Raw genomic sequence first — 23,688 nt, 5'->3', positions numbered from 1 at the left:
CCAAGCGGACTATGTAGCTTATAGTGATTTTCACTATTTATAGCATATGGGCGCCAAAAGTACAGCGGCGATACTTTGACGCTCAATGAATGGAGTTTATTGCCTGGCTAGTCTTCGGCCTCTTCACGCCGCCGGTCTCGCCGGTAGACGAGGCGCCCGAAGAATACCCCGACTTCAAACAGCAGCCACATGGGCACCGCGAGCAGGGTTTGAGAGATGATGTCCGGTGGCGTCAGGATCATGCCCAGCACAAAGCAGCCCACCACTACATAGGGTCGTTTTTGGGCAATGCCATCGGGGGTAATAATGCCGGCGTGGATCATCAGGATGGTGGCGATCGGGATTTCAAAGGCCACGCCAAACGCAAAAAACAACTTGAGAACGAAATCCAGGTAACTGGAAATATCGGTCATCACCGCGACGTCTTCCGGGCCGACACTGGTAAAAAAGCCGAAAATGAGCGGGAAAACGACAAAGTACGCAAACGCCATACCACCGTAGAACAGCACCACGCTGGAGGCCAGTAGAGGCACCGCCAGCTGTTTCTCATGCTTGTAGAGGCCGGGGGCGATAAAGGCCCAGATCTGGTGGAGGATAAACGGCGCTGACAGCAGCACCGCCACAAACAGCGTCAGCTTGAACGGCGCCAGAAACGGGGAGGTGACATCAGTGGCGATCATGCCGGTGCTTTCCGGCAGGAATTTCTGCAACGGCGCTGCCGTCATGCTGTAAATGTCGTTGGCAAAGTAGAACAGACCGGCAAAAATCACCAGCACAATCACCACGATGCGCAGCAGTCGGTTGCGCAGTTCAATCAGATGCTGGACCAGCGGTAGTTCTTTGTCAGTCGAGGTTACGGTCATGCTCGGGCTCAGGAAGACGGATGGCGCGGTTTGTCGGTGTCGGGTTCGTCCGGCTCGGCGGTGTCTGTTTCGGGGGCCTGCGCCGGCTCGGCGGCGGTGTTGGCTTCACCACTTTGGGTATCCCGCGTGTGGGCCGAGGATTCAGCGGTATCTTTTGAGCGGTCCTGCTCCTCGCTGTGGGCGTGATCGGGCAGCTCGGGCTCTTCCCGGTACTGCCGCTTGGGCTTGTTCATCCCGCCTTCATTGACCGCGTCCTCCACCTGCATTCGGGTGGCTTCCAGGCTGCGCATGACTTCCTCATTGTGCAGTTGGCGTCGGATGTCGTCAGCGCCCAGCTGCCGCTCCAGCTCGCTACGGGTGTCGCGCAGGCTGCGTTTTAGTCGGCCAATCCACAAGCCTACGGCGCGAGCGGCTTCGGGGAGGCGTTCGGGGCCTATCACCACCAGACCGACGATGGCGATGATCAGCAGCTCAAAGAAGCCGATATCAAACACTCAGGCGTCCTTCATCAACAGCAGTCATAAGGGAATCAATGCCGGGTTTTATCGTCGGCGGAGGCTTTTTCCGATTGCTTCTCGGTGCCTTCGGTCTTGTCTTCGACGTTGCGCTTGGCGTTGCTGTCTTCGCCGTCGTCCGACTCGGTCGAGGCTTCCGCGTCGTCATCTTTCACGGATTTCTTGAAGCCCTTGATTGCCTTGCCCAGGTCGGTGCCGATGCTGCTCAGGCGTTTGGTACCAAACAGCAGCACCACAATGGCGAGAATGATCAGTAATTGCCAGATGCCAATACCACCAAATCCCATAACCTTTTCCTCTACTTATCAGTGTGGGCCCGCGCGGCTTTTTCAGCGTGGCCGGATAAATCAAAGCGCCGAGCCAGCTCAAGGAGCACGGCGTCTGCATTCTCGCCCAAATGCGACAACATGACCAGACTGTGGAACCAAAGATCGGCGGTTTCCGCAATCAGATGCTCACGGTCGCCTCCGGCCTCGGCATCCTTGGCCGCCAATATGGTTTCGGTGCACTCCTCGCCCACCTTTTCCAGAATCTTGTTCAGGCCCTTGGCGTGCAGGCTCGCCACATAGGAGGAGGTGGGGTCGGCCGCCTGTTTGCGGGCCTCCAATACCTGGGTCAACTCCGCCAGGACGTTTTTGGTCTGTATCGCTGTGTTCACTGGTCGCATCAAGCCTTTCTGTCAGGGTGCGTTTGTGGGTCAGTAAATGTCTTTCGGGTCTTTCAATACCGGGTCCACGGTCTGCCACTGGCCATCGTGCAGCTCACGGAAAAAACAGGACTCCCGGCCGGTGTGACAGGCAATGCCGCCGAGCTGTTTCACTTTGAAGACGATGGCATCGCCGTCGCAGTCCAGATAAATGCCTTTCAGCTCCTGCACATGCCCGGAACTTTCGCCCTTTCGCCACAACTGCTGGCGCGAGCGGGACCAGTACACCGCACGGCCTTCGCGGGCACTCAATGCCAGCGCCTCGCGGTTCACCCACGCCATCATCAGTATTCGTCCGGTATCGGCATCCTGGGCAATCGCGGGGGCGAGGCCGTCCGCGGTCCATTCTACCTGTTCGAGCGATTCTTCGGTGATATTTGGTGAGCTGTTTTCGGACATGCGTGGCCTTGCTGTGTGCTGAGTGGGAGCCGAAGTGTAGCAGGCCAGCACAGATGGCGTCACGACTCGCCCAAACGAATGCCTCCGGGCCTTTCAGTCGCAGAGCTCCGGGGCACAGGAAGGGGCCGTCCCTGGCTCCGGCGGGAGTTAGGCCGCTGTCCAGCGATCCTGAGCATACCGATGAATGTCTCCGTCCTGGTCATTCAACTGGAAGATGTATAGCCAGCCATTGTTCACCAGCGACCGGAGGGTGTCGTGACGCTGGATGACCGACTCGATCGCCTCTTGTGGCGCCGCCAGATAGACGCTCAGGCGCAAGGGTTCGTGCATCCAGCGCTCTCCGTTGTGCAGCGACTGCAGGGGCAGCCCGATACGCAGATCGCCGCCGTTGCCTTCAAACACGCCGATGTGGCCTCCCACCACATTGTGCAGCACCTTATTGCCGCTGCCGAACTTGCGGTTATCCAGAGTCGAGCTGTTGTACTGCATGTTGATCCAGTGTGTCACCACCATGGGGGCGGTCATGATCAACTCCAGACGCTGGAAATCGCGGTCGGTGCGCCAGTCGTAATCGTGCAGGAAGCTCCTCCCCTCCAGGTCGAGGGGCGCGGTGACTGAACGCGGCGCGACGATAAAACTGGCGTTGTTGGCCAGGCCCCACTCCGGGCGGGTTTGGGACCAGTCCGCGCCTCGCCGCTCGAGCCTATCGGAGAGCGTCGCATCGTCCGGTGCCAGCCCTTGGGACACTGCCCGTGCGCGCCGCGCCTGGTTGCTGGCCTGTTCAAGCCACTGTTGTTGGGTTTGGGGGAGCCCCTCGCGGTCTTCCAGAAGCTCGATCCGGTCCGTGATGGTGTGGTGCAACGCTGGCACAAAACGGCTCTGTGCTGGAATTTCAATGCCGGCCTCGGCCAGTGCGCTCCGAATGGCGGGGTCGTTGAGTAGCTGGGCGAGGGCCCGCACCGACACCTCCCCGGATTGACCGCCGCAGGCCCCACACTCCAGACCGGCCGCGTGGGGGTTGTTGCTGCTGTGGCTGCCATGTCCGACTAACAGAATCCGCGGTGCGAACCGCTCGGTCAGCCCCATGGCGCTCAATACGGTATGGGCAATCTCAGCCTTGTCCGCGATGCTCAGTGGTTTGCCCGTCTCTCGCCACTGCCAGGTCAGTGATTCCACGGTCTGCGGGGCGTGCGTGGCTTTGGGGGCAAGAGAGCGGCGCAACAGTTTGCCGGCGTACAGCAGACCCCCAGCCTCCACAGCGGTGAAGGTGGTCGTCGCGGTCTGGCTCCACTCCTGAAGGCGCGCCCGCCAGTTCAGCTTTTGCGCTGAACGCCGGGCTCCCTGAAGGGATTCGTCTTTCAGTGTGATTTGTGGTGCCAGCAGCCCCGGCAAGTGCGGCTGTGCCAGCGACGCGCCGGCGGGGCAGTAACTCAGCGGCAGGCCGAAAAAGCCCGCAAAGCCGAGCGTCTGGATGGCCCCGCTCTGCTGCTCCAGCGCCCGACGCAGTGGCTCGGAGCGCACATCTATGCAGAATACCGCCTGTAGCGCCGGCTCGGTGGTCGCCGGGGGTGAGGTCCTTACCGAGTCGCTCAACGCTTGCTGCAGTGGCTGTTGGTAGGCCAGTTCAGCAGCGGTTTGCCACACCCACAGTGGCTGCTGGGCGCGCCGGTGGCGCTCGAGCAATTCCGGCACCTCCTCTAGCTCCCGTTGCCAGAGGGTGCGCAGGCGTTCAGCCTGATCCGGCCGTTCGTTGGCGGTATAGCGCCACAGCACCAGCTCCCAGGCCAGCCGAATGGCGAGCAGGCTGCGCATGGAGGCCGAGCCTGTTGCGGTGTCAGGGTTGGCCAGTGCCTCCTGCCAGTCCTGATAGGCCACCCAGGCGGCCCAGCCGTTGATATCCAGAAGCAATGCCTGGGCATAGTCGCCCAGCCGACTGGCTTCGATCCCCAGTTCTTCAATGGCGGCCCGGAATAACCCGTCCTCGGTCTGGGGCAGGTTGCGGAGGTATCGGTCGAGCCCCGGCTCATCCATCAGGATGGCAATCCCCCGGTCCATGTGGGTGACGGTCAGCCAGTGCTGGTAAAGGCTCTGGGATGGCTCAATACTCAGACGTTCGGGATTGAGCGGACCATCCTCTTGAAAATAAGCCGCGCAAAACTGACTGATCTGGTGAGTGATCTCATCCCGCCAGGCCATTTTGTGTTGTCGGTCCCGGCGCGCGTCAACCAGGTCACTGATGTTGTGCCAGTGGGGCAGCCGGCTCAATGTCTTCACTACCTCAAGCAGATTGCGGTAGCCGCCTTGATAGTCGAGCTGCTCGGCGGCGAGCGTCAAATGCGCTTCGGTGATCAGGCCTCGCTGCCACCGATCCAGATAATGGCTCGGAGGCATCAGACAATGGGTGTAGGCCAGTGCTGAAAGCCGGGCAGCAACCTCCTGGAAACGTTCGTCGCGCATGGCCCAGAAAGGGCTGACGGCGATCAAGCGGTCCAGTGGCCAGCTCGGCGCCACGCTGGCGCAGGCCCGCTCAAGGGCCCGTTCTTGAGCGGGCGTCAGACCATCGAGGGCGAGGCTTGTTTCGGTTGCCTGTTCGATAGAGGCTTTTTCGTGTGCGGTCATGAGGACACCTCCTGAGACGCCGGTTGCAGTTGTTTGGCCCGAATACGGCCGGGCAGCTTGTGGGGCCAGAGCCTTAGCGTGGTTTTGGTGACCCACTCATCCAGGTAAAAACCCGCGTAGAAATAGATGTTCAGAGCCTGAATCCGGCGACGGTGCAGCCCATAGCGCTGCAGAGCGTAGCCAACAAACAGCAGAACAAACAGTGTGCTGATCCAGAGGTCGGCCCAGAGCGAGGGCGTGTAGTCATGGGCGGGTAAGAGCGTTGCAAAGAGCGACTTCAGAGCGAAGTAAGCGGTCACAATCAATGCGGCCAGTGCGAAAAACGCGACGCCAGAGTCGGGTGCCTGTCGGCTGCGCCGCTCCGCCAACAGGGCGGTCAGCGCGAGGGTCATCAGCACCCAGGGGCTGAAGGCGTCGAAGGCTGATGAGTCGGTGTTGGCTCGGACAAGTACACCCAAGCCTGCCACCATTGCGAGACTCAGCGCTCCGGCTCCCAGCCACTGGGCCGCGGAAGGGCGCACGGAAGGGGCTTGGCGTCGTTGCAGGTTTTGTTGCACCGCCTCCCCGGAACTGAGGAAGGCGTAGGCCTTGTAACAGGAGTGCGCCAGCAGATGCAGCAGGGCCAGCTCCACCAGACCCAGCGCGATCTCCACCAGCATGAGCCCCATCTGGGCACTGGTGGACCAGGCCAGGCGAACCTTGATGCTGACGCGCGTCATCATGATCAACGCCGCCAGCACGCTGCTGATGCCGGCTACGACCAGCACCAGCGCCTGGGCCGGGGCGGACTGCAGCAGAAGGGGAGAGAACAGCAATAAAAGGTAGCCGCCAAGATTGATCACCCCGCCGTGCAATGCCGCCGAGACCGGTGTCGGTGCCTCGACCACCTGAATCAGCCAGCCGTGTAGTGGCAGTTGGGCGCATTTGATCAGCGCCGCCAGGGCGAGCAGGCAGGCCGCGACCTGCTCGCTGGCCGATAGAGCGCCAGTGGGGCCGGGGTAGGCTTGCACGATCGTACTGATCTGAGCGCTACCGTGGTGGAGGTAAAGCAGGGCAAAGGCCACCAGTGCACACAGCTCGGCAGCACGAGCGAACAGGAATTTTTTATGGGCGGCGAGAGCGGCCCGAGGGCGATCGGGATAGAACATTAACAGTTGATGCATGGCCAGACTGATGCCCAACCAGGCCGCCAGAAACAGCAGGAGGTGATTGCTGAGCACCGTCACGCTGACCGCCGCGAACACGGCCTGTACGAGTCCGACAAAGCGTTGCTCCCGGGGCTCGCCTTGCAAATAGGTGGCGCTGTAGCGCACCACCACAAAGCCGATGAAGTTGGCGAGCAACAGCATGATCAGGTTCAGCGGCGCGGCTTGCCACCAGGCGGAGTCCGCTGGCAGTGCGTCCAGTAGCCCAAATACCAGCAGGGCCGCCGACAGCAGCAGAGCGGTCAGGGTCGTGTTTCGGGCGATATGCCAGGCGCGTGCCGGGTTCTGTCGTGCGCCGATGAGGGCGCCCAGCGCCAAGGTGGCTGGCACCAGAGAGAGTAAGAGGGTCGGTAACAGGGGGCTCCAACTCATTGAATCGCTCCGTTGATGAATGGAGCGCAAAGTATCCGGCAGAGCTTGTTTCAAGTAAAATAGATATAAATTGACCAATTGTTCACTAAAAAAGAATGATATGAGCCGACTCAACTACCATCACCTGTATTACTTCTGGCGGGTGGCGGCCGAGGGCAACCTCACCCGAACCGCCGAATTACTGCATGTGTCCCAAAGCGCCCTTTCAGCGCAGATTCGCCAGTTGGAGGAGCGGATGGGCAAACCGCTGTTCGAGCGGCGCAACCGGGCTCTGGTGCTGACCGAAGCGGGGCGGCAGGTGTTCAACTACGCCGAGGTCATTTTTGCCAAAGGGGAGGAGCTGGAGTCGCTGATCAGCCGGGGCATTGAGCCTGAGTATCAGCGCCTTCGCATTGGCATGCTTTCCAGTATGTCGCGCAACTTTATTGAGGGGTTCATCGAGCCGTTGCTCAACCGCACGGATCGGAAAGTGCACTTCAGCCTGCACGCTCGGGGTTTGGCCAACCTGCTCGACGGCCTGGCCCGGCACGAGTTTGATGTGGTGCTGACCAACACCCAGCTGCAACCGTCCGGTTCGCCGGAGGCCGCCTGGCAGAGTCAGCTATTGGCACGCCAGCCACTGTCGATCATCGGCCCGCCTCAGTGCGAGCCAGCCGCCGCCTTCCCCGAAGGCTATGACGGTCTGCGCTGGGTGTTGCCCGGGGAGCATCACGAGATACGCCGCGGCTTTGACGGCTATTGCAGTCTTCACCAATATCGCCCGGATATTCTCGCCGAGGCCGATGATATGGCCATGTTGCGGCTGCTGGCTCGCGACAGTGGGGCGCTGAGTGTATTGCCCGAGGTGGTGGTGAAAGACGAGTTGGAGCAAGGGCGGTTGAGGCGCTTTGAGCGGCTGCCCAATGTGTACGAAAACTTTTACGCCATCACGCTGCCCCGGGAGTTCATGCCCAGCCTGGTGTCGGAGTTACTCGCTCGCCCGCTGAAAGAGCTGACTTAGCGGTCGCCCGGGTGGGAGTGGTATCCTGTGGCGGTCACGAGGTTTAGGGTTGTACGCATGCGCTGGTTGTATTCTCTGCTGTTGTATTTGTTGATGCCGTTGTTATTACTGCGCCTGCTGTGGCTGGCGCGGGGTAATCCCGCCTGGCGGCAACGTTGGCGGGAGAGGTTGGGCGCGGTGGAGCCGGTGCGCACGGACAGAACACTGTTGTGGCTGCACGCGGCGTCGGTGGGTGAAGTATTGGCGGCTCAACCTCTGATTCGGGCCCTCGAGCAGGAACCCAACATTGCCTTACTGATCACCACAACCACGCCCACGGGTTCCGAGCGGGTCTCGGCGCTGTTTGGTGATCGGGTCTATCATGTCTATGCCCCGCTCGACTTGCCTGGCGCGGTAAACCGTTTTTTGCGCGCGGTTGAGCCTCGGCTGCTGCTGATGATGGAAACCGAACTCTGGCCCAACCTGGTGGCGGCCTGCCACCGTCGTGAAATCCCGACACTGTTGATAAACGGCAGGCTCTCCGAGCGTTCCGCTCGCGGTTACAGCCGCTTTTCGGCGCTGACCCGGCCCATGCTGCGGCAGTTGACCGAAGCGGGTATTCAAAACCGGGCGGATGCCGAACGGTTTCAGGAGCTCGGCCTGCGGCCGGAGGCGACCCATATCACCGGGAACATCAAGTTTGATCTGACGCTGGACGACAGTGTGCGCCGGCAGGCGGAAGCCCTGCGTCGGCAGTGGCGTCCAGAGCCGGGCCGGCCGGTCTGGGTTGCCGCCAGCACCCATCGTGGTGAGGACGAAGTGGTCCTCGATGCGTTTGCCCGGGTTCGGGCCCAGATGGCGACCAACCCGCTGCTGGTACTGGTGCCCCGCCACCCGGAACGATTCGACTCGGTGGTCGAACTCAGTCGCGAGCGCGGTTTCAGCGTCGCGCGCCGCAGCGAGGATTCGGCGGTCGGAGCGGAGATTTCGGTCCTGGTGGGTGATGTGATGGGAGAGCTGCTGGCCATGTACGGGGCGAGCGACCTGGCCTTCGTCGGCGGCTCCCTGATTCCCAATGGCGGGCACAATCTGGTGGAGGCTGCCGCCTGGGGCCTGCCGCTGTTAAGCGGGCCCAGCCAGTTCAACTTTGCCGAAGTCTGTAAGCTGCTCTCCGATGCCGGCGCCCTTAAAACCGTGGGCAACGCCAGCGAATTATCGGAAGCGGTCATTGAATTGCTGGATATCGATGAACTGCGCAGCGCTCGGGGTCACGCTGCGCGAGAAGTGGCAGAAGCCAATCGCGGCGCGCTGGAGAAAACCCTGAACCTGATCCGACGCTACTTTTAAACTACTCCTCGCCCCAACGGGGCATCAGATCCTGCTCCAGCCCCAACTGGTCCAGCAGGCGCGCCACGATAAAGTCCACCAGCTCCTCCACTCGGGTCGGCTGCATGTAAAATCCGGGGCTGGCGGGCACCACCACCGCGCCCATGCGAGTGAGCTTGAGCATGTTTTCCAGGTGGATCTCCGAGTAAGGCGCTTCGCGAGGGACCAAGAGCAATTGCCGGCGCTCCTTCAGCGCCACATCCGCCGCCCGCTCGATCAGGTTGTTACTGGCGCCGTGAGCAATGGCCGACAGGCTCCCGCCACTGGCGGGGCAGATAACCATAGAACTGGCCGAGCTGGAACCGGACGCCACCGGAGAAAACCAGTCCTCCCGGCCAAACAGCAACAGTTGCTCATCCTCCGCCCCGAACGTCTGGCTCAACATCAACTGCTGCTCCTCCAACGTTTCCGGCAACTCCAGATTGGTCTCGGTGCGAATCACCACCTCGGCGGCTCTGGACAGCAACAGATACACCCGACAATCCGCCGCCAGCAGACACTGCAACAGCCGCAAGCCATATTGAGCGCCGGACGCCCCGGTCATGGCTAAGGTAATAGTGCGTTGATAATCCATGATGAATCCTTATGTGTTGCTCGATTTGGAACTGAGGTCCGGGGAGGGTAAGACCTTTCAGGACCGTGGAGCGGGGGACCCGCGATTCGAGCCCCCAGGGATGGGTTTACGGCGTGTCCTGAAAGGTCTTACCCTCCCCGGACCGGACTACGGAGAATCACTCTACAACGCATGCCGATTCAACTGATCCACCAACTTCTGATGAATGCCCCCGAACCCGCCATTGCTCATAATCACAATATGAGTGCCGCTCTCCGCCAGCGCCAAAGCGCCGTGAATCATCTCATCAATGGAGTGCTCCAACTGCGCCGGCACAGAACTGTGGTTCACCAGCGCTTCCAGATCCCAGTCGCTGTCTTTCGGCTGGTACCACAATACCGCATCGGCATCCGAAAACGCATTCTTCAGCGCATCCCGGTGGACACCCATCCGCATGGTGTTCGAGCGCGGCTCAATCAGCGCGATGATCTTGTCCTCGCCCACCTGAGCCCGCAACCCGGCCAGGGTCGTCTTGATCGCCGTCGGATGGTGGGCAAAATCATCGTACACCCGAATGCCGTGCACATCCGCCAGACACTCCATCCGACGCTTGACGCCCTTGAACTGCGCCAGTGCCTCTGCGCCGATTTCGGGTGTCACGCCAACGTGGCGAGCGGCGATCAGCGCGGCCAGGCCGTTCATCACATTGTGCTGGCCGGTCAGCGGCCAGCGCACCTCGGAGACGGCTTCGCCCTGGTGGAGCACCTCAAACGCGCTGCCATCGGTATTCAACAGGCGAAACTGCCATTCAGCGCCCTCGCTTCCAAAGCGCTGGCGCGGCGTCCAACAGCCTTGCTCCAACGTCTGTTCGATCGCCGCCTCGTCGCTGGGGGTGATGATCTGCCCGCCGCCGGGTACGGTGCGGACCAGATGATGGAATTGCCGTTGAATGGCGGCCAGGTCCGGGAAAATATCGGCGTGGTCATATTCCAGGTTGTTGATCACCAGCGTGCGGGGCCGGTAGTGAACAAATTTGGAGCGCTTATCGAAAAAGGCGCTGTCGTACTCGTCCGCCTCCACCACAAAAAATGGGGTGCCGCCCAGGCGCGCGGACTGGGGGAAATTCTGGGTGACGCCGCCAATCAGAAAGCCCGGCGCCATATGGGCGTACTCGAGAATCCAGGCCAGCATGCTTGAGGTGGTGGTTTTGCCATGGGTGCCAGCCACGGCCAATACCCATTTGCCCGGCAGCACCTGCTCGCGCAACCATTCGGGGCCGGAGGTGTAGGGCAGGCCAAGCTCCAGCACCGCTTCCACCTCGGGGTTGCCCCGGCTCAAGGCGTTGCCGACCACGACCAGATCGGGGGCCGGCTCCAGGTGTTCGGGATGATAGCCCTCAAGCAGCTCGATGCCGGCGTCCGAGAGCTGTGTACTCATAGGAGGATAGACGTTGGCGTCACTGCCGGTGACACGGTGGCCGAGCTCGCGGGCCAGCAGCGCCAGGCTGCCCATGAAGGTTCCGCAGATGCCGAGAATATGGATATGCATAGACGTCGTTTGCTTGCCTGAAAAGGGCTAAGTGTACGCGCTCAGCGTCGGCGGGAGTAGAGGCCGCGTGCGGCCTAAACCCCCTAAGTGTGTCAGTCAGCCCACAATTCATCCAGCCGCGCTTCCCGGCCGCACCGAAACTTGTAGTACTTGAAGCGCACCGGGTTCTTCTCGTAGTAGTTCTGGTGGTACTCCTCGGCCGGGTAGAACTCGGAGGCCTCAAGGATCTCGGTCACGACCGGCTGCTCAAAACGCGCCTCCACCGGCTCCTTGCTGGCACGCGCCAGTCGCTCCTGTTCGGGGTTCCGGTAAAAGATGGCGGCTCGATAGGAGTTACCCCGGTCGCAAAACTGGCCACCGGCATCCAGCGGGTCGATATTGCGCCAGAAGACATCCAGCAAGGTTTGGTAGTCGACCTTTGACGGGTCGTAGGTCACCTTTACCGCCTCGTAGTGCCCCGTACCGCCGGCCACCACCTCTTGGTAGCTGGGGTCCTCAACATGCCCGCCGGTGTACCCGGAAGTGGTTTCCAGCACACCGTCCAGCTCGTCGTAGGGTGGCTCCATACACCAGAAACACCCGCCGGCGAAGATGGCCTCAGCGGTGTCCTCGGCCAAAGCAAAAGGGGATAACAGCATCAAAAGCAACAGCAAACGGCTCATATGAACCTCCGGTTTCGTGCAAGTTTCACTCTGACACTGAATACGCCCGATTATTCGCCAACGATGTGTGTCGGGGATAACTTAAGCCCCGAGGCTACACTCTACGTTTTAATGTCCCGGTTTATGGGGGGTGCCTTCGCAACCTCGTCAGTCATCCTCAACAAAGGCTGAACGGTGGAATTCGGCCGCTTCCGCGACTTCCTTCACGCCGCACTCTTGCAGCTCTGGCGCCTCGCCGCCGGTCAGTACCTCCAATACGGCATGCACCCCGTGGGCGAGCGATGTCAGGTTGTAGCCGCCTTCCAACACCAGCGCTAGCCGGCCATCACAATGTCGGTCGGCAATGCTCTGGACGATCTGGGTGATCACCTTGAAGCCGTCATAGGTCAGGTTCAGCGCCATGTCATTGCGATGCGGGTCGAAGCCTGCTGATACCAGTACCAGGTCCGGTTCAAAGTGCTCGGCGGCCGGAACCAATATATCGCGGAAGGCTTTTTCAAAGGCAATGTCGCCGGCGGTTTCGGGAAGCGGCACGTTAATGGTGTAGCCCTCGCCGAGCCCCGCGCCCACCTCGTCCAGGTGCCCGGAGCCGGGGTAAAAGGGCGCGGCACAATGGGTATCAAAGAACAGCACGTCCGGGTCTGCCCAGAAGATATCCTGGGTCCCATTGCCGTGGTGGGCATCCCAGTCAATGATCAGAATACGCTCACAGCCCAGCTTTGCCTGGGCGTGGGCCGCCGCCACCGCGACGTTATTGAGCAGGCAGAACCCTCGGGCCCGAACCGGCTCGGCGTGATGGCCGGGCGGGCGCACCAGGGCGAAGGCGCTCTGTGCCTCTTTGTTCACGACACTTTCCACTGCGGCGATAGCGTTACCAGCCGCTGCCGTCGCCGCCTTGATGCTGTCGGGCGAGACGGCGGTGGTGTCCCTGTCCAGCCAGGCGTGTTGACCGGCCAATGAGAAAATGTGGTCCAGGTAGGAGGTGGTATGAACGCGGCTCAACTGGTCGTAGGTGGCGCTGGGGCCTGAGGTGAAGTGAGTGTTGGGAACGGGGTTTTCATCCAGATATGCCTTGATGGCGCTCAGCCGCCCGGGGTGCTCGGGATAGCTCCATTTGAACTCCAACTGCTGCAGAAGGGTCCTGACGCGTTTCTCCACCCGGCTGGGCAGGTAGGGCACATCTACCTGCGGGTCGTGGCCCAGCATAATCTCGTCGAAAAAGACGTTTACCTTGCGATCACCTATCACTCCGTACCCCCTTTTTGGTTGACTGTTCAACTCTACTATAGCGGGTCGTTGGCTACCACCCGCATCGGGTTGCGCACCACCCCAGCGGATTCAAACGCGCCGTCGCGGTCCATGCTGTCAGCCAGCCAGGCCGGTGATGAAACGGTTCTATCTTTCTCTGGGCAACGCCGGTAAACTCATTAACGGTGGCGCTGCATGCGCAACATCTCACCCGGCTTGGGTCGGCTTTGCTGATGTGCTCACCGAGCAGAACCACCGGGCAGTATCCTGCCCCCGATCCTCCCCGTTTGGGAACTTCGATATGAGCAAAGAACATAGAAGCAACAAAGAAACGAAGAAAAAGCCGGCTTTATCCGCCAAAGAGAAGAAGGCCGAAAAGAAAATGAAGAAAGGCGGCAAGACCGCGGCCGATTTGTAAGGCCGAAGGGAATTCTGGAGAGCTCCAAAAATGTAAGTGCACGCACTTTGCCGTCGCGTTCAAGTACAGTGCTATTCATAAATGAAATAGCCCCGACCAAGTCGGCCGGGGCTATTTCAACAGGCAATTCGACCTACCTCATAGGCCGACATTATTCGCTCGGTCAGAACTGCATAAAGAAGTCCCAAGCCTCGGCGGGAATCCATGATTCCGCCGCGCCGGGCTCCCGATGGTCGTGAATGTGACCGCCGTCGAAGGTGCACACTTTCACGGGATAACCCTCGTCACAGCCTTGCATATCTACGCATAGGTGCCGGGAGGGGCTTCCTGGAACCCAGGTCTCAATGTCGTTTGGTACGTTACATCCGTTATCGCGCGCTTTTTCCAAAGCGATGTACTTCGCACCGCGTCCGCCACCAGCATCCCAGGGAGTGGTGGGGTCTGACATGCCGGTTGTCTGCATCCAGGCGATGGGATCAGTGCCTTTGGGGTTGGGCAACCAAATATTGAAGTTCGCGGGAGACATCCCGAAACCGGCGCGGATGACGTCCTGATGATTGGTGGACAGGGAATAAGAGATCATCCCCCCGAAGCTCATGCCCGCGACGAAGACGCGCGTGGTATCGACACACAGGTTATTCTTGGCGAAGTTGGTGATGTCATCAAACAAAGCGTGATCGCGTTGCGCCCACCGGTCGATGGCCGTCGGCGCGATCCAAATCGCCGGTACATCATTCCTGAGCGCTTGGGTTCTCAAGCCAAACCAGTTCAAAAAGTCGGTGTTATAGACGTGTTCGCCAACCCCACCTAAACCGTGCGAAACGTAAAATAAACGGTAAGGCTCATTCGGGTTGTAGTTCGAGGGAAGGGTAACGAAATACTCACGCTCAACACCGTTGCTAATGATGGTCTTTCTACCGTTTGTCAGCGATAGGGGGTTGCCGCAACCCGCGCTCATTTCGGGTGGGTTCTTCACTCCGCCCGAGCCGGAACAATCACCGGCACTGACGGCGCTGCCCGTTACTGTCAAACTGTCGACATTACCCAGACCCGCAGCAGTCGTTGCCTGCAGACGAATGGTGTGGCTACCCTGATCCAGCCACAACTCGACGGTGTCGCTGTTGTTCCAGGTTGTCCATCCCCCTGTGGTCGCTTGAGCGAGTCCGGCGTACTGGACGTTACCATCAACAAGCACATCAGCGGAACGCCCACTCGCAGCGCCATTGGCATAGCGCCATTGCAAGGTATAGCTCCCAGCCTGACCAATCTCAACGTTCCAGGTGATACCCGCGCCTACGTTGTTGTCAGTGTTGGCAAAACCGGTACCGTTGAAGCCGGAGTGGTTTGTGTCAACGCTACCCTCCACGTCACAAAAACCACCGTCCTCTTCAAAGGTGACACTTATAGGGTCTGGGTTGTTGCCTCCCACCAGATCGAGCGCCCACAGCTGGGTGTCTCCACCCCACCATTCCCACTGTGCGATGTTTGCCCCATCAGAGGTGTCCCAATCTAACAGGTCGACGCTTTTGCCGCTGTGTTTATTGATGAAGCTAAAAAAACCATCGCCCTGCTCGGTGATGGTCCATGTTTGTGGCTCGCCACCCCAGTATTCCCACTGAGTCACGTTACCGCCATCGGCGGTACTGAACTCATACACCTCCATGGCCTTTCCACTATTCACGTTGACGACAGAGTAGTCATCGCCCCCGACATTGGAAATTTCCCACTGCTGAGTGGCGCCGCCATTGGCGGCCCATTGAATTACGTTTGCCCCATCGGCGGTATCGGTGGAAGCCACCTCTACCACCTTTCCACTGTACTTGGACGTGATGGTATAGACGCCATCATCAATGGCCCAACTGAGCTGGGCGCATGAAAGCAACGCTGTTAGCGACGCCAGTCGCCAGACTGTATTTTTAATCATAATTTGTTTCTCGCTTTTTGGTCGGGGTTAGACAACTCGCGCCTAAAGCGGACAGAACCCGTCGGTGAATGTTTTTATTGAATACAACCGTGTAACGACTCTAGATCTAACTGGAGTCGGGGTGCCGATAATATCTGATATAATATGACCATACTAGGATTGGCCCGAACGAGATTCCCAAACTGCGCACAAGTTCTAGAAATTGGGAAAATATCGATAAGGCAGATAAATAGTCAAAATTGGGAGGGATTTGTGCAGGGGAAACGCATCAAAAATCGATTATGCGATGCAGGCTTTAGGCGAAAGGCCGTCGCAAACGATATTTCTCGTGCCATTTATGGGGGTGTTGATGATAAGCGCGCCAGTCGGGCGTAGCTCTTTCCGGCCTTCTGTTTTTTTGTGCACAGCCCCACGAGGCCATAGGCGTTAATCTGGCTTCTAATACTTCGCCGGTTATGTGGTGCGATGCACTGCGCCGCCTTCATGTTATGCCTTGCCAACCACCGAGACAGGCTTTTCAAGCTGGAGCAGCTGATCTGAAATTTCCGAAACCTTTTCCGCGATCATCGTTTCAGCATCATACAGGCCTCGATTGTAGAAAAAGCCACCCATTTCCTCAGCAAAGAAATCAATAAGGAATTCGGCATCAAAGTTGCCAATATCTTCATTCAGCTCATCTTGAAAATATCTCTTGACCTTTTGCGTCATTATTTCCTTTTCTGCTTTTGAGAATTCGATTTTACTCATCATTAACTCCTTGAATCACATGACGTCAGCGCTCTCATGGGGGTTGAGCTGTCAACTAGTCGACGTACGTTTCCAGCACTGTTGCCCCAAGTGACAATGTGGCCGTAACATGAAATTTTCGAAGCCTTCATTTCGATCAGGACGGATTCGCCATGGTCCGACCGCGAAACAAGAACGCCTCCGCGGTTATCCCACCATCCTAGGCGCAAGCAGAACAGCCACGAAAGCATAGGGCCTAAACGTGGATATCATGGTGCACACTCCATAATGCCGCTAAACTTTGGCATCTGCGTTTTGAGATCAGCGAAGAAAAAATACGTCCCACTGCCCTGGATTGTTGATGGAAACTCCTATGGTTGCTTGTCAAAAACCTTTACGCCGGAAGGTATTTGATACCAATCTTGTTTTTCGCTTACCCAGACGTGAATCGTAGGGCTGATAATGCTTGTATCTGATAGATTGCTAGGCTTGAGCTTCAGTTTATCCGGTTCATTTGGGTCAAAATGGTAAATCCTGTTTCCGCAGGTGGGGCAAAACTTTGCTCCACTAGTGTTTCCGCTATCCGCAATCCGACTCCAGCTTTTCATTTCACCTTGAAACTTAACGCTATTCGTCTTCACCATAGCAGTTATGCTAAATGCGCTGGTTGATAATTTCTGACACTCTTTACAGTGGCAAGCAGCAACGAACAGCGGTGGCTCCAGCAACTCATACTGTACGTTACCGCATTGGCAAGAACCCGTAATTGGGTATTCTATTTTACTCAAAATATCCTCCTGATAACGTTGAGCTAAGCCGACGCCGAAGGCGGTCGGCTTGAGCGACGTGTTAAGCGCGGAAAAGCCGTGAAGACAGCCCAATAGACTACGAGGCTCGCAAGCCCGGATAGAGCTGCTAGCACGGAAAAAGCAAGCCAAGTTGAAAAGACTGATAGATCTCCTCCAGGGAGCAGAGAGATAAGGCTTACAAATCCCGGCCATAGGACGGCGGACGATAAAACTGATAACACATGAGCCGTCCTTACACTGAAACGCTTAATGAAGTAGAACGCGTACAGCACATGCCACAAAACTGTACAAATAATACCAAACATCCCCATTCCGAATAACACGACCGTAACGGCGGTACTAAGCCAAAATCTTTCAGGAAAAGCCATGATGAGCGCTACAGCGCAGCAAGCGATAAAAGTGGATATTAGCTTTTTCAGAAATTCCAACATATTTTTGCTTAACGCCGCAATCACGCGCTTGTCGCGTGCATTTCCTTGTTAATGGCCTCTTCGCTGAAACCATCAAATATCTGCCTTGCCAAGGCTCGGTGTTCCTCGCTTGACTCGTGAAAATGAATCTCAGTTTGGAACTTTGGCCACTGATCGAATGCAAATCTATACAAGTACACGACCTCTGACTCAATGCACTCCAGTGCGTGAAACTCGTCTTCTTCGGGGCAATCTTCGAGAACCCATATATGTAAGGCAGATTCTTGTAAATCTCGTCTCCAGCGATACCCCCAATAGCCACCTGTTCCGTCCGCCTTAAATCCAAGCCGCATACGTGCACTCATGCCTTGAACAGTTTGCCCGATATAGATCAGCGCACCTTCGTGAGCGAAGACGTAAATCTTAGGGCCGCGCGTAGTAACCGGCGCTACAAAATTGGACTTCCCATGAGGGCTCACTACAGAATATCGGTCACCTTCCTCTACGGAGACCTGGTATATAAACGGACCTATAAGTTTCAACTCAATACTCCTTGGACCATTAACAGTATATTATATGGCTTACCCACCGCTGGCCTCTATAAAAGCTTTAAAAATCAAGATTACGCCGCTGATTGCAGCCACCCAAATGGGCGTATAGAACGTCCAACCCAAGGATCGTCGAACTTCTCGATCATGAAGCTCAATAGCAAGTTCCATAAGCCTGTGAACAATGGAATTATCGAACGGTTTATTTTTTAATTCAGGGGATGTTTTATGGGTGTGCCTGCAAATGAGAGATATAGGGTAGGTTTTGCTCTCATCTACCCTGAAAAATTCAGGATGGTCTTTTGCCACCTGCAGCCAAGTCTGTGCTGAAGATGGGATTGCCTTCAGCTCATGCCTCAATCCACCGTCAGCCTCTTCACCATCTGCTCCGGACTCCGATCTATAGACTAAACTATCCAAGCCCAGGACTTGAAGAAGACCTAGAACATCTGCCAATCTCCCCGGCTTTAAATACGGACTTTGTTCAGAATTTCGGAACATCCACATGACCTTTCTTGGCTATATAACGTCGCCAGCAGAGGCCGAGCGAAGCAAGGTCCTGCTGACTGGCTTTGTTAGAATACTACTCTACCGCGCGCCACCCATTGTCAGTCTTCCTAAACTTGTATTCACTTGGCTCCACCAGAGAAAACACATCTCCTTTAGCGAGGGTGCCTTCTGGATCATCAGGAAAGCTAAGCTCGGAGACAAGGTCCTGCTTGGTAATCTCGCCGGCATCATATTTCTTAGTCAACTCATACATTCTAATCACTTGCAAAGGATAACCAGAATGCATACCCAGACTTTCTTTGATTCGCGAAATCTCACTTTCGTCAATATTCTTCTTAATGCGTATTCTAGCGATAGCGTCTAATACGTAGATATTTCCTTCCTCGTATGAATCGATAATTTCCCAGCTCGCAGGCTCCATGTATTCGCTCATATCAAAACCTACAGCCTCAAAACCGGCGAAGGCTTGAATAAAAGTCTCGGATAGATCCTCATCCGATGGTTTGCCGCTACAGCCGGAGAGAACTACCGCAAGAACTAGAGCGAGGCATTTCTTGTAAATCATAAGTGCTTCCTATTTTATGGTTGGTTTTTGAGATTCTAACGCCCCAAGCAGGGGAATATTTTGCGTTTTAAGCGCAGCGAAGCAAAATATTTCCCGCTGCCTTGGCTTGTTATCACCGCCGAACTTGGATATTAAGTTCGGCACTCTTTTCCATAGTGGTAGGCTTTTAAGTATATGGAGCTGAAATCAGTAGTCTCATATAGAACGACACCCACCATGCTCTCCTGCCTTTCTCTTCTTAATTCATCTGGAGAGGTTCTATCAATTCCGATCAAAGGTGTGTTTGTAAGGCCTGATATTTTCTCTCTCTCAAGCTCTTCGAATGTCTTCTGCATAAATCCTTGAAATCCATCTCTTTTCAGGAATTCGTTTAAATCATCCAGAAAGCAGTTCGCCGTTACATCGATCGCCCTCCTAAAGTTGGAAAACGATATTTTTCTATCTAAATACGCTATAAAAAGGTTGGCAATAACTTCCGATTTTTCAACATCTGTTTGCGTCTCCAAAGCCAAAAGTATCTTTTGGCTTAGCTTATCTGATTCCATTTCTCTAGCTGAAATCGACTCCTTCATTCTATCTTTCTGCTCCATGGAAACGTCAGAAAGACAAAAAAGGAATCTATTTATTTTGGCAGCATACAGGCGATCTCTTATAGAACCTCCGATACCATAGAGCTTGACTAACGTCCCAACGAACGGAACATCTTTAAGGACGCTATCTTCTACGCATTGTTTAAGAGCTATCTCTGCTCCTTCCAGCACTAGCTCTACAGATTCTCGCTTAGCCATGACATCCTCAAGTGATAACGCTTAAATCAGCCGACGCGTTAGCGGTCGGCTGCATTTACTTGTGTACGCCCAGCATGGGCATGAACTAATGGGGTGAGAGTCCCCTGTAGGAAGATCACCGTTAAAGGTCAATTTAACGCTAACTACTAGCGAATGGCAAGGGCTCCGCCGCGAGGCTGGGTCTGGAGGAAGCCGCTAGCAAAGCTGCGAGCTGATGAACAAGAATCTCATATGAGGCGTAGGCTGGAGGCGAGCTGGCACAAGACAGCGAAGCCACGTGATCTGACGGCCACCGTAAATGAGGCAGTTGCGCAGTGAAAGTTCATGTTCTTATCTGGGGAGATCTGCTTAACAAGCGATCGGTAGGAAACCAGTAAGGCCCTGGTCTACAAGTGCCTTGGCTCCCAGGCCTCATCAACCGGGGAGAGCAAACCGATGAAAACCGATAGCGTCCACAGGGGCAACCCTGTGGGTGATTAAACAGAAGTCAGCAAAGGGCATAGTAGCCAAACGCCAGTCGTAATGGGCTGGACACGGTGAAGGCCCGAACATTCAGAGAAAGGAGGAGCCTTGTCACACTTGAACACACGAATGCCGACCGGCAATGACGTGACTCAGCGTATTGACCCGAAGCCAGCCTTTAGCGACGCTCTGTTCGAGCAGATGCTCCAGCCTGTGAATTTGCATCGGGCATGGAAACAAGTTCGAGCCAATAAAGGAGCCGCAGGAGTCGATGGTATGTCCATCGACGAGTTTCCAGCATGGGCAAGATCCGGTAAATGGGAGATGGTGAAGTCTGAGCTTCGTTCAGGTAAATACTGCCCACAGCCGGTGCGGCGCGTTGAAATCGAGAAGCCCGATGGAGGCAAGCGACCGCTTGGCATTCCAACGGTGGTTGACCGTATTATTCAGCAAGCCATTGCCCAAGTGCTCACACTCATTTTCGATCCGAGCTTTTCCACACATAGCTTTGGATTCAGGCCGGGTCGAAATGGGCAACAAGCGGTTAAGCAGGTACAACAGATCATCAAACAAAAGCGGCGCACTGCCGTGGATGTTGATCTGTCGAAGTTCTTTGACCGGGTCAATCACGACTTGCTGATGTCGTTAGTGGGCCGACGGGTTCACGACAAACGAGTGAAGCAGCTGATCGCCCGGTATCTACGAGCTGGGCTTATCGATAACCAGTTCTTCCACGAGACACGGGAAGGTGTCCCACAGGGCGGTCCAATGTCGCCCCTGTTGGCCAACATCATGCTCGATCCCTTGGACAAAGAACTGGAGCGACGCGGCCACAAATTCGCTCGCTATGCCGACGACTTTATCATTCTGGTGAAAAGTCGGCGTGCGGGGGAGCGAGTATTGCGCAGCGTTACTCAGTATCTGCAAAACCGGTTGAGGCTTGTGATCAACACGCAGAAAAGTCAGGTGGTCAAAACCAGTGAGAGTCAGTTCTTGGGTTTCACTTTCAAGAGCGGGCTCATCAAATGATATCCGAAAACGCTGCTAAAATTCAAGCAGCGAATTAGGGAGCTAACCAATCGAAACTGGGGCGTAAGCATGCGCTACCAGCTCTTTAAGACCAGCCAGTTCATCCGTGGTTGGATCAACTATTTTGGTATCGCCAACGGCTACCAGCAATGCTGCGATCTGGATCACTGGATACGCCGAAGAGTTCGAATGGCTTACTGGCGACAGTGGCGTAAGCCTCGCACCAAAGTACGAAACTTAATGAGGCTCGGCGTGCATGTCCAGGCCGCCGTGGCATGCGGCATCACAAGCAAAGGCCCGTGGCGCAGCTCCAAAACTCCAGGAATCAATCAGGCATTATCCAATGACTTTTTGAAGAAGTCGGGCTTAGTGTCGCTGCGTGATGGATGGATCAAGCTTCACTACTCTGAGTGAAACGCCCTGTGCGGACCCGCATGCAGGGTGTTGTGGGGAGGGCGGGCTAAACACCCGTCCTTACCCGATTACGTGGTTTGCAGGACACAGCCCCACCCGTCATATTCCACGCCAAAGAGTTGAGCTATGCATGCCATCAGCCCAGATGTACAACAGATGACGTGTTGCGTTGAAGGCATGTTCACTACCACGCGCACTACATAATTATCGCCTTGCGTTGAGATAAACGCTGATCCGTAATTGTTGTCACTAACGAAGCCGGCTACGGTATCTGCTTTTTGCTTGTCTGTTGTATAGAAAACAAAATCTACGTCACGAGGGATCTTGAAGTCATCACCTTTCTCATCATTGACTATGAGAAGTTGGGTATCTTGATATGCATTATCTAGTAGTGCGTCCACTACACTCATTGGTGACTCCTTAGATACACGTAACGCCTTGCTCACCGGAAAATTGGGAGCGCAGCGAGTAATTTTTCCGAGTGCAGCAACTTGTTAGAGCATTTAGCTGAAAGATACTGTGATGATTGAGCCAACAAAACCTCCTAATGTCGCAGCTAAAACAACAATACTTAGCTCAAAAACTTTACTTGTCTTTTGATCAAAATATCGCATTAGCTCTACTGTTTCTTCCACAGGGTATGTAGCATGTTCAGAGATTTCTTTATCAATGAACTCTTTAAGATAAGTAGTGTGTTTGCCTGAATCATATATTGAGTTGTAGTGATTACTGATTGCACTCTGATCAAATATATTTTGGCCTTTAAAAAAACCAATATCCTTGAACACTTTTCTAAATAGCTTAGGTTTCTCGAAAACTCTATCTTTTAGTGACTTCTTAGAGCTTTCATTTTCGAAATCCAATATTGAATGCATAACTTCTTGAATTTCAAACCACCGGTGCATTTGACCTGAGGCTTTTTGGTTTAGGTCATAGAAAAATGCCACTTCCTGTGCCAACTCTTCGTAAAGAGCGGAAAGCCCGCTATCCTCTGATGAAAAAGCCTCTTTAGAACAAGTAATTGTTATTCTGTCATATCCAGGCCTTTTGTTTACTTGAACATTAAAAATTCCATCTTTACTTTGGGTCTCATCATTAATTTCAAAGAAGAAGTCAGCATGAAACGGAGACGGCCCCAGAAAGTCCGGCACAAGATATGTTTCAATCTTAGATATTTCACGACAGAGATACTCCCTTACAACTTGGACGGATGTTGATGGCTTCGCGTCAGTTCCTCCGCCCAAAGGCTCAACATAGGTTAAGGGTCCATGCCAGTCGTGAACAATTGTTACTTTAAAGTTCTCACTCCCGGTATCTAAATATTCTTCAGGTATGTCGATTAGTTCAGCTTGGATCCTACTTGGAATATATATGTTAAATTCAAGATTTAAGAATGGTATTTGAGGGAAACAGCCGTCGCCGTCCTTCATTAGCAGGTTTGGTGGTGATATATCTAGCTCTTCACTTTTAACAGACTCATCATAATCGCATTGGACATCAGATACTGTCGTGAGCGATTCCAGTGTTTGAACAATTTCAGCTATGTAATCCTTCACTAAAATTGTTTTTAACTCTGTACTATTCACTGAAAAGTGAAAACAACCCACACCAAAAGCCTTCATTATTTCTCCATGGTTTTACTTGCTCTAACGTTGCGCACACCGGCGCGAGCTTGCGAGCGTCCGACAGCCGAAGGCTGTGTAGTGCTGCGCCTTGTATGATGGAATTTCTCTTATTTTCACCGTTTACCCCAAGCGATATAGTGAGACCCAAACCTGCAGCAACAGGTTTTCAGCATGGTAGCTCGATGCTTGCGCTCGCGCAGACAGTGTCTAGCCCGTTAACCAGCCTGAGCGCCATGCTGACTCCAATTTGAACTCGAACAGTCGAAGGGGCCTTGAGCCCGAATTTAGCAAGGGTGAGCCATGAATACAACTACCAACGCTAAAGCCAGAAACACCGAGCGACACGTCGGCATTGATGTCGGTAAAGCCATGCTCGATGTCGCCATCTATGAAGTCGACCTTTAC

25 protein-coding genes are annotated in these 23,688 nt (G+C 55.4%); 5 read left to right on the top strand and 20 right to left on the bottom strand.

Annotation, left to right across the window (positions count from 1 at the left end):
• Positions 1 to 107: 107 nt before the first annotated feature.
• The 7 genes from tatC to G547_RS0113680 all read right to left on the bottom strand — a co-directional run bounded on the left by tatC (position 108) and on the right by G547_RS0113680 (position 6,679).
• Positions 108 to 863: a twin-arginine translocase subunit TatC gene (gene tatC, locus G547_RS0113710; RefSeq protein ID WP_027330345.1), complete on the bottom strand. Its 756-nt coding sequence runs from the start codon at positions 861 to 863 to the stop codon at positions 108 to 110.
• Between the two features lie 8 nt (positions 864 to 871).
• Positions 872 to 1,357: a Sec-independent protein translocase protein TatB gene (tatB, locus tag G547_RS22785; protein ID WP_084646028.1), complete on the bottom strand. Its 486-nt coding sequence runs from the start codon at positions 1,355 to 1,357 to the stop codon at positions 872 to 874.
• Between the two features lie 35 nt (positions 1,358 to 1,392).
• A complete protein-coding gene (gene tatA / locus G547_RS0113700) occupies positions 1,393 to 1,665 on the bottom strand; it encodes a twin-arginine translocase TatA/TatE family subunit (protein ID WP_027330344.1) in 273 nt (90 codons plus the stop codon).
• An 11-nt stretch (positions 1,666 to 1,676) separates the two neighbouring features.
• Positions 1,677 to 2,045 carry a phosphoribosyl-ATP diphosphatase gene (locus G547_RS0113695; RefSeq protein WP_036188728.1) on the bottom strand — a complete coding sequence of 123 codons (369 nt, stop codon included), beginning with the start codon at positions 2,043 to 2,045 and terminating at the stop codon, positions 1,677 to 1,679.
• A gap of 30 nt (positions 2,046 to 2,075) precedes the next feature.
• On the bottom strand, positions 2,076 to 2,483 hold the full coding sequence (gene hisI / locus G547_RS0113690) for a phosphoribosyl-AMP cyclohydrolase (RefSeq protein WP_036188725.1): 408 nt from the start codon (positions 2,481 to 2,483) through the stop codon (positions 2,076 to 2,078).
• A gap of 147 nt (positions 2,484 to 2,630) precedes the next feature.
• Positions 2,631 to 5,102 (bottom strand): YbcC family protein, encoded by a 2,472-nt coding sequence (locus tag G547_RS0113685; protein ID WP_027330341.1) that lies wholly within the window; start codon positions 5,100 to 5,102, stop codon positions 2,631 to 2,633.
• The gene (locus G547_RS0113680; protein WP_027330340.1) at positions 5,099 to 6,679 is read right to left on the bottom strand and encodes an NADH-quinone oxidoreductase subunit L; all 1,581 of its coding nucleotides are present in this window, start codon (positions 6,677 to 6,679) and stop codon (positions 5,099 to 5,101) included. Before G547_RS0113680 ends, G547_RS0113685 begins: the two co-directional genes overlap by 4 nt.
• A gap of 100 nt (positions 6,680 to 6,779) precedes the next feature.
• Between G547_RS0113680 and G547_RS0113675 the strand changes: the two genes are divergently transcribed.
• Together G547_RS0113675 and waaA are read left to right on the top strand one after the other, a co-directional pair.
• A complete protein-coding gene (locus G547_RS0113675; RefSeq protein WP_027330339.1) occupies positions 6,780 to 7,679 on the top strand; it encodes a LysR family transcriptional regulator in 900 nt (299 codons plus the stop codon).
• Positions 7,680 to 7,736: 57 nt separating this feature from the next.
• Positions 7,737 to 9,005: a lipid IV(A) 3-deoxy-D-manno-octulosonic acid transferase gene (waaA, locus tag G547_RS0113670; RefSeq protein WP_027330338.1), complete on the top strand. Its 1,269-nt coding sequence runs from the start codon at positions 7,737 to 7,739 to the stop codon at positions 9,003 to 9,005.
• A 1-nt stretch (position 9,006) separates the two neighbouring features.
• Here waaA and G547_RS0113665 read toward each other — a convergent pair whose 3' ends face one another.
• The 4 genes from G547_RS0113665 to G547_RS0113650 form a co-directional block, all read right to left on the bottom strand.
• Positions 9,007 to 9,618, bottom strand: a complete 612-nt coding sequence (locus tag G547_RS0113665; RefSeq protein ID WP_027330337.1) for a flavin prenyltransferase UbiX — start codon at positions 9,616 to 9,618, stop codon at positions 9,007 to 9,009.
• A 162-nt stretch (positions 9,619 to 9,780) separates the two neighbouring features.
• The gene (mpl, locus tag G547_RS0113660; protein WP_027330336.1) at positions 9,781 to 11,145 is read right to left on the bottom strand and encodes a UDP-N-acetylmuramate:L-alanyl-gamma-D-glutamyl-meso-diaminopimelate ligase; all 1,365 of its coding nucleotides are present in this window, start codon (positions 11,143 to 11,145) and stop codon (positions 9,781 to 9,783) included.
• Positions 11,146 to 11,237: 92 nt separating this feature from the next.
• Positions 11,238 to 11,807 (bottom strand): peptide-methionine (S)-S-oxide reductase MsrA, encoded by a 570-nt coding sequence (gene msrA, locus G547_RS0113655; RefSeq protein WP_051235467.1) that lies wholly within the window; start codon positions 11,805 to 11,807, stop codon positions 11,238 to 11,240.
• 147 nt (positions 11,808 to 11,954) lie between these two features.
• A complete protein-coding gene (locus tag G547_RS0113650) occupies positions 11,955 to 13,055 on the bottom strand; it encodes a histone deacetylase family protein (RefSeq protein WP_027330334.1) in 1,101 nt (366 codons plus the stop codon).
• A 136-nt stretch (positions 13,056 to 13,191) separates the two neighbouring features.
• On the opposite strand from G547_RS0113650, the gene G547_RS23460 reads away from it, so the two are divergent.
• Complete coding sequence (locus G547_RS23460) at positions 13,192 to 13,473, top strand: hypothetical protein (RefSeq protein WP_157209882.1); 282 nt, start codon at positions 13,192 to 13,194, stop codon at positions 13,471 to 13,473.
• A gap of 163 nt (positions 13,474 to 13,636) precedes the next feature.
• Here the strand turns inward: G547_RS23460 and G547_RS23690 are convergent, their stop codons facing one another.
• The 7 genes from G547_RS23690 to G547_RS0113615 all read right to left on the bottom strand — a co-directional run bounded on the left by G547_RS23690 (position 13,637) and on the right by G547_RS0113615 (position 19,753).
• Entirely contained in the window at positions 13,637 to 15,397 is a 1,761-nt protein-coding gene (locus tag G547_RS23690) for an RICIN domain-containing protein (RefSeq protein WP_084646026.1), read from the bottom strand.
• A gap of 486 nt (positions 15,398 to 15,883) precedes the next feature.
• Positions 15,884 to 16,144 (bottom strand): DUF2164 domain-containing protein, encoded by a 261-nt coding sequence (locus G547_RS0113635; protein WP_027330332.1) that lies wholly within the window; start codon positions 16,142 to 16,144, stop codon positions 15,884 to 15,886.
• Between the two features lie 350 nt (positions 16,145 to 16,494).
• Positions 16,495 to 16,911: a GFA family protein gene (locus tag G547_RS23440; RefSeq protein WP_211224563.1), complete on the bottom strand. Its 417-nt coding sequence runs from the start codon at positions 16,909 to 16,911 to the stop codon at positions 16,495 to 16,497.
• A 472-nt stretch (positions 16,912 to 17,383) separates the two neighbouring features.
• Positions 17,384 to 17,884, bottom strand: a complete 501-nt coding sequence (locus tag G547_RS21520) for a hypothetical protein (protein WP_051235465.1) — start codon at positions 17,882 to 17,884, stop codon at positions 17,384 to 17,386.
• A gap of 39 nt (positions 17,885 to 17,923) precedes the next feature.
• Complete coding sequence (locus tag G547_RS21515; protein ID WP_051235463.1) at positions 17,924 to 18,397, bottom strand: hypothetical protein; 474 nt, start codon at positions 18,395 to 18,397, stop codon at positions 17,924 to 17,926.
• Between the two features lie 76 nt (positions 18,398 to 18,473).
• Positions 18,474 to 18,965 (bottom strand): hypothetical protein, encoded by a 492-nt coding sequence (locus G547_RS0113620; RefSeq protein WP_027330331.1) that lies wholly within the window; start codon positions 18,963 to 18,965, stop codon positions 18,474 to 18,476.
• A gap of 131 nt (positions 18,966 to 19,096) precedes the next feature.
• Positions 19,097 to 19,753 (bottom strand): hypothetical protein, encoded by a 657-nt coding sequence (locus G547_RS0113615; protein ID WP_027330330.1) that lies wholly within the window; start codon positions 19,751 to 19,753, stop codon positions 19,097 to 19,099.
• 579 nt (positions 19,754 to 20,332) lie between these two features.
• Between G547_RS0113615 and ltrA the strand changes: the two genes are divergently transcribed.
• Positions 20,333 to 21,244 (top strand): group II intron reverse transcriptase/maturase, encoded by a 912-nt coding sequence (gene ltrA / locus G547_RS21510; RefSeq protein WP_245573487.1) that lies wholly within the window; start codon positions 20,333 to 20,335, stop codon positions 21,242 to 21,244.
• Positions 21,245 to 21,256: 12 nt separating this feature from the next.
• Complete coding sequence (locus tag G547_RS23850; protein ID WP_281167776.1) at positions 21,257 to 21,658, top strand: group II intron maturase-specific domain-containing protein; 402 nt, start codon at positions 21,257 to 21,259, stop codon at positions 21,656 to 21,658.
• Positions 21,659 to 21,726: 68 nt separating this feature from the next.
• Here G547_RS23850 and G547_RS0113605 read toward each other — a convergent pair whose 3' ends face one another.
• Entirely contained in the window at positions 21,727 to 22,068 is a 342-nt protein-coding gene (locus tag G547_RS0113605; protein ID WP_027330329.1) for a ribonuclease E inhibitor RraB, read from the bottom strand.
• Positions 22,069 to 22,161: 93 nt separating this feature from the next.
• A complete protein-coding gene (locus tag G547_RS0113600; protein WP_027330328.1) occupies positions 22,162 to 23,280 on the bottom strand; it encodes a hypothetical protein in 1,119 nt (372 codons plus the stop codon).
• Positions 23,281 to 23,688 lie beyond the last annotated feature (408 nt).

The sequence above is a fragment of the Marinimicrobium agarilyticum DSM 16975 genome, from assembly GCF_000423345.1.
GTDB classification, from domain to species: Bacteria; Pseudomonadota; Gammaproteobacteria; order Pseudomonadales; family Cellvibrionaceae; genus Marinimicrobium; species Marinimicrobium agarilyticum.
Note: the sequence above shows the minus strand (reverse complement) of the source record. Positions and strands in the feature narration are given on the sequence as shown.

Bases quoted from the DNA above. Each gene is read 5' to 3' on its own strand.
- G547_RS0113685 (WP_027330341.1), bottom strand. From the start codon at position 5,102: ATGACCGCACACGAAAAAGCCTCTATCGAACAGGCAACCGAAACAAGC.
- G547_RS21515 (WP_051235463.1), bottom strand. From the start codon at position 18,397: ATGTGGATGTTCCGAAATTCTGAACAAAGTCCGTATTTAAAGCCGGGG.
- G547_RS0113620 (WP_027330331.1), bottom strand. From the start codon at position 18,965: ATGATTTACAAGAAATGCCTCGCTCTAGTTCTTGCGGTAGTTCTCTCC.
- G547_RS0113635 (WP_027330332.1), bottom strand. From the start codon at position 16,144: ATGAGTAAAATCGAATTCTCAAAAGCAGAAAAGGAAATAATGACGCAA.
- hisI (WP_036188725.1), bottom strand. From the start codon at position 2,483: ATGTCCGAAAACAGCTCACCAAATATCACCGAAGAATCGCTCGAACAG.
- msrA (WP_051235467.1), bottom strand. From the start codon at position 11,807: ATGAGCCGTTTGCTGTTGCTTTTGATGCTGTTATCCCCTTTTGCTTTG.
- G547_RS23460 (WP_157209882.1), top strand. From the start codon at position 13,192: ATGAAACGGTTCTATCTTTCTCTGGGCAACGCCGGTAAACTCATTAAC.
- G547_RS0113695 (WP_036188728.1), bottom strand. From the start codon at position 2,045: ATGCGACCAGTGAACACAGCGATACAGACCAAAAACGTCCTGGCGGAG.
- G547_RS0113675 (WP_027330339.1), top strand. From the start codon at position 6,780: ATGAGCCGACTCAACTACCATCACCTGTATTACTTCTGGCGGGTGGCG.
- G547_RS23690 (WP_084646026.1), bottom strand. From the start codon at position 15,397: ATGATTAAAAATACAGTCTGGCGACTGGCGTCGCTAACAGCGTTGCTT.
- tatC (WP_027330345.1), bottom strand. From the start codon at position 863: ATGACCGTAACCTCGACTGACAAAGAACTACCGCTGGTCCAGCATCTG.
- G547_RS0113615 (WP_027330330.1), bottom strand. From the start codon at position 19,753: ATGGCTAAGCGAGAATCTGTAGAGCTAGTGCTGGAAGGAGCAGAGATA.
- tatA (WP_027330344.1), bottom strand. From the start codon at position 1,665: ATGGGATTTGGTGGTATTGGCATCTGGCAATTACTGATCATTCTCGCC.
- G547_RS0113600 (WP_027330328.1), bottom strand. From the start codon at position 23,280: ATGAAGGCTTTTGGTGTGGGTTGTTTTCACTTTTCAGTGAATAGTACA.
- G547_RS0113680 (WP_027330340.1), bottom strand. From the start codon at position 6,679: ATGAGTTGGAGCCCCCTGTTACCGACCCTCTTACTCTCTCTGGTGCCA.
- G547_RS0113665 (WP_027330337.1), bottom strand. From the start codon at position 9,618: ATGGATTATCAACGCACTATTACCTTAGCCATGACCGGGGCGTCCGGC.
- mpl (WP_027330336.1), bottom strand. From the start codon at position 11,145: ATGCATATCCATATTCTCGGCATCTGCGGAACCTTCATGGGCAGCCTG.
- waaA (WP_027330338.1), top strand. From the start codon at position 7,737: ATGCGCTGGTTGTATTCTCTGCTGTTGTATTTGTTGATGCCGTTGTTA.
- G547_RS0113605 (WP_027330329.1), bottom strand. From the start codon at position 22,068: ATGAGTGTAGTGGACGCACTACTAGATAATGCATATCAAGATACCCAA.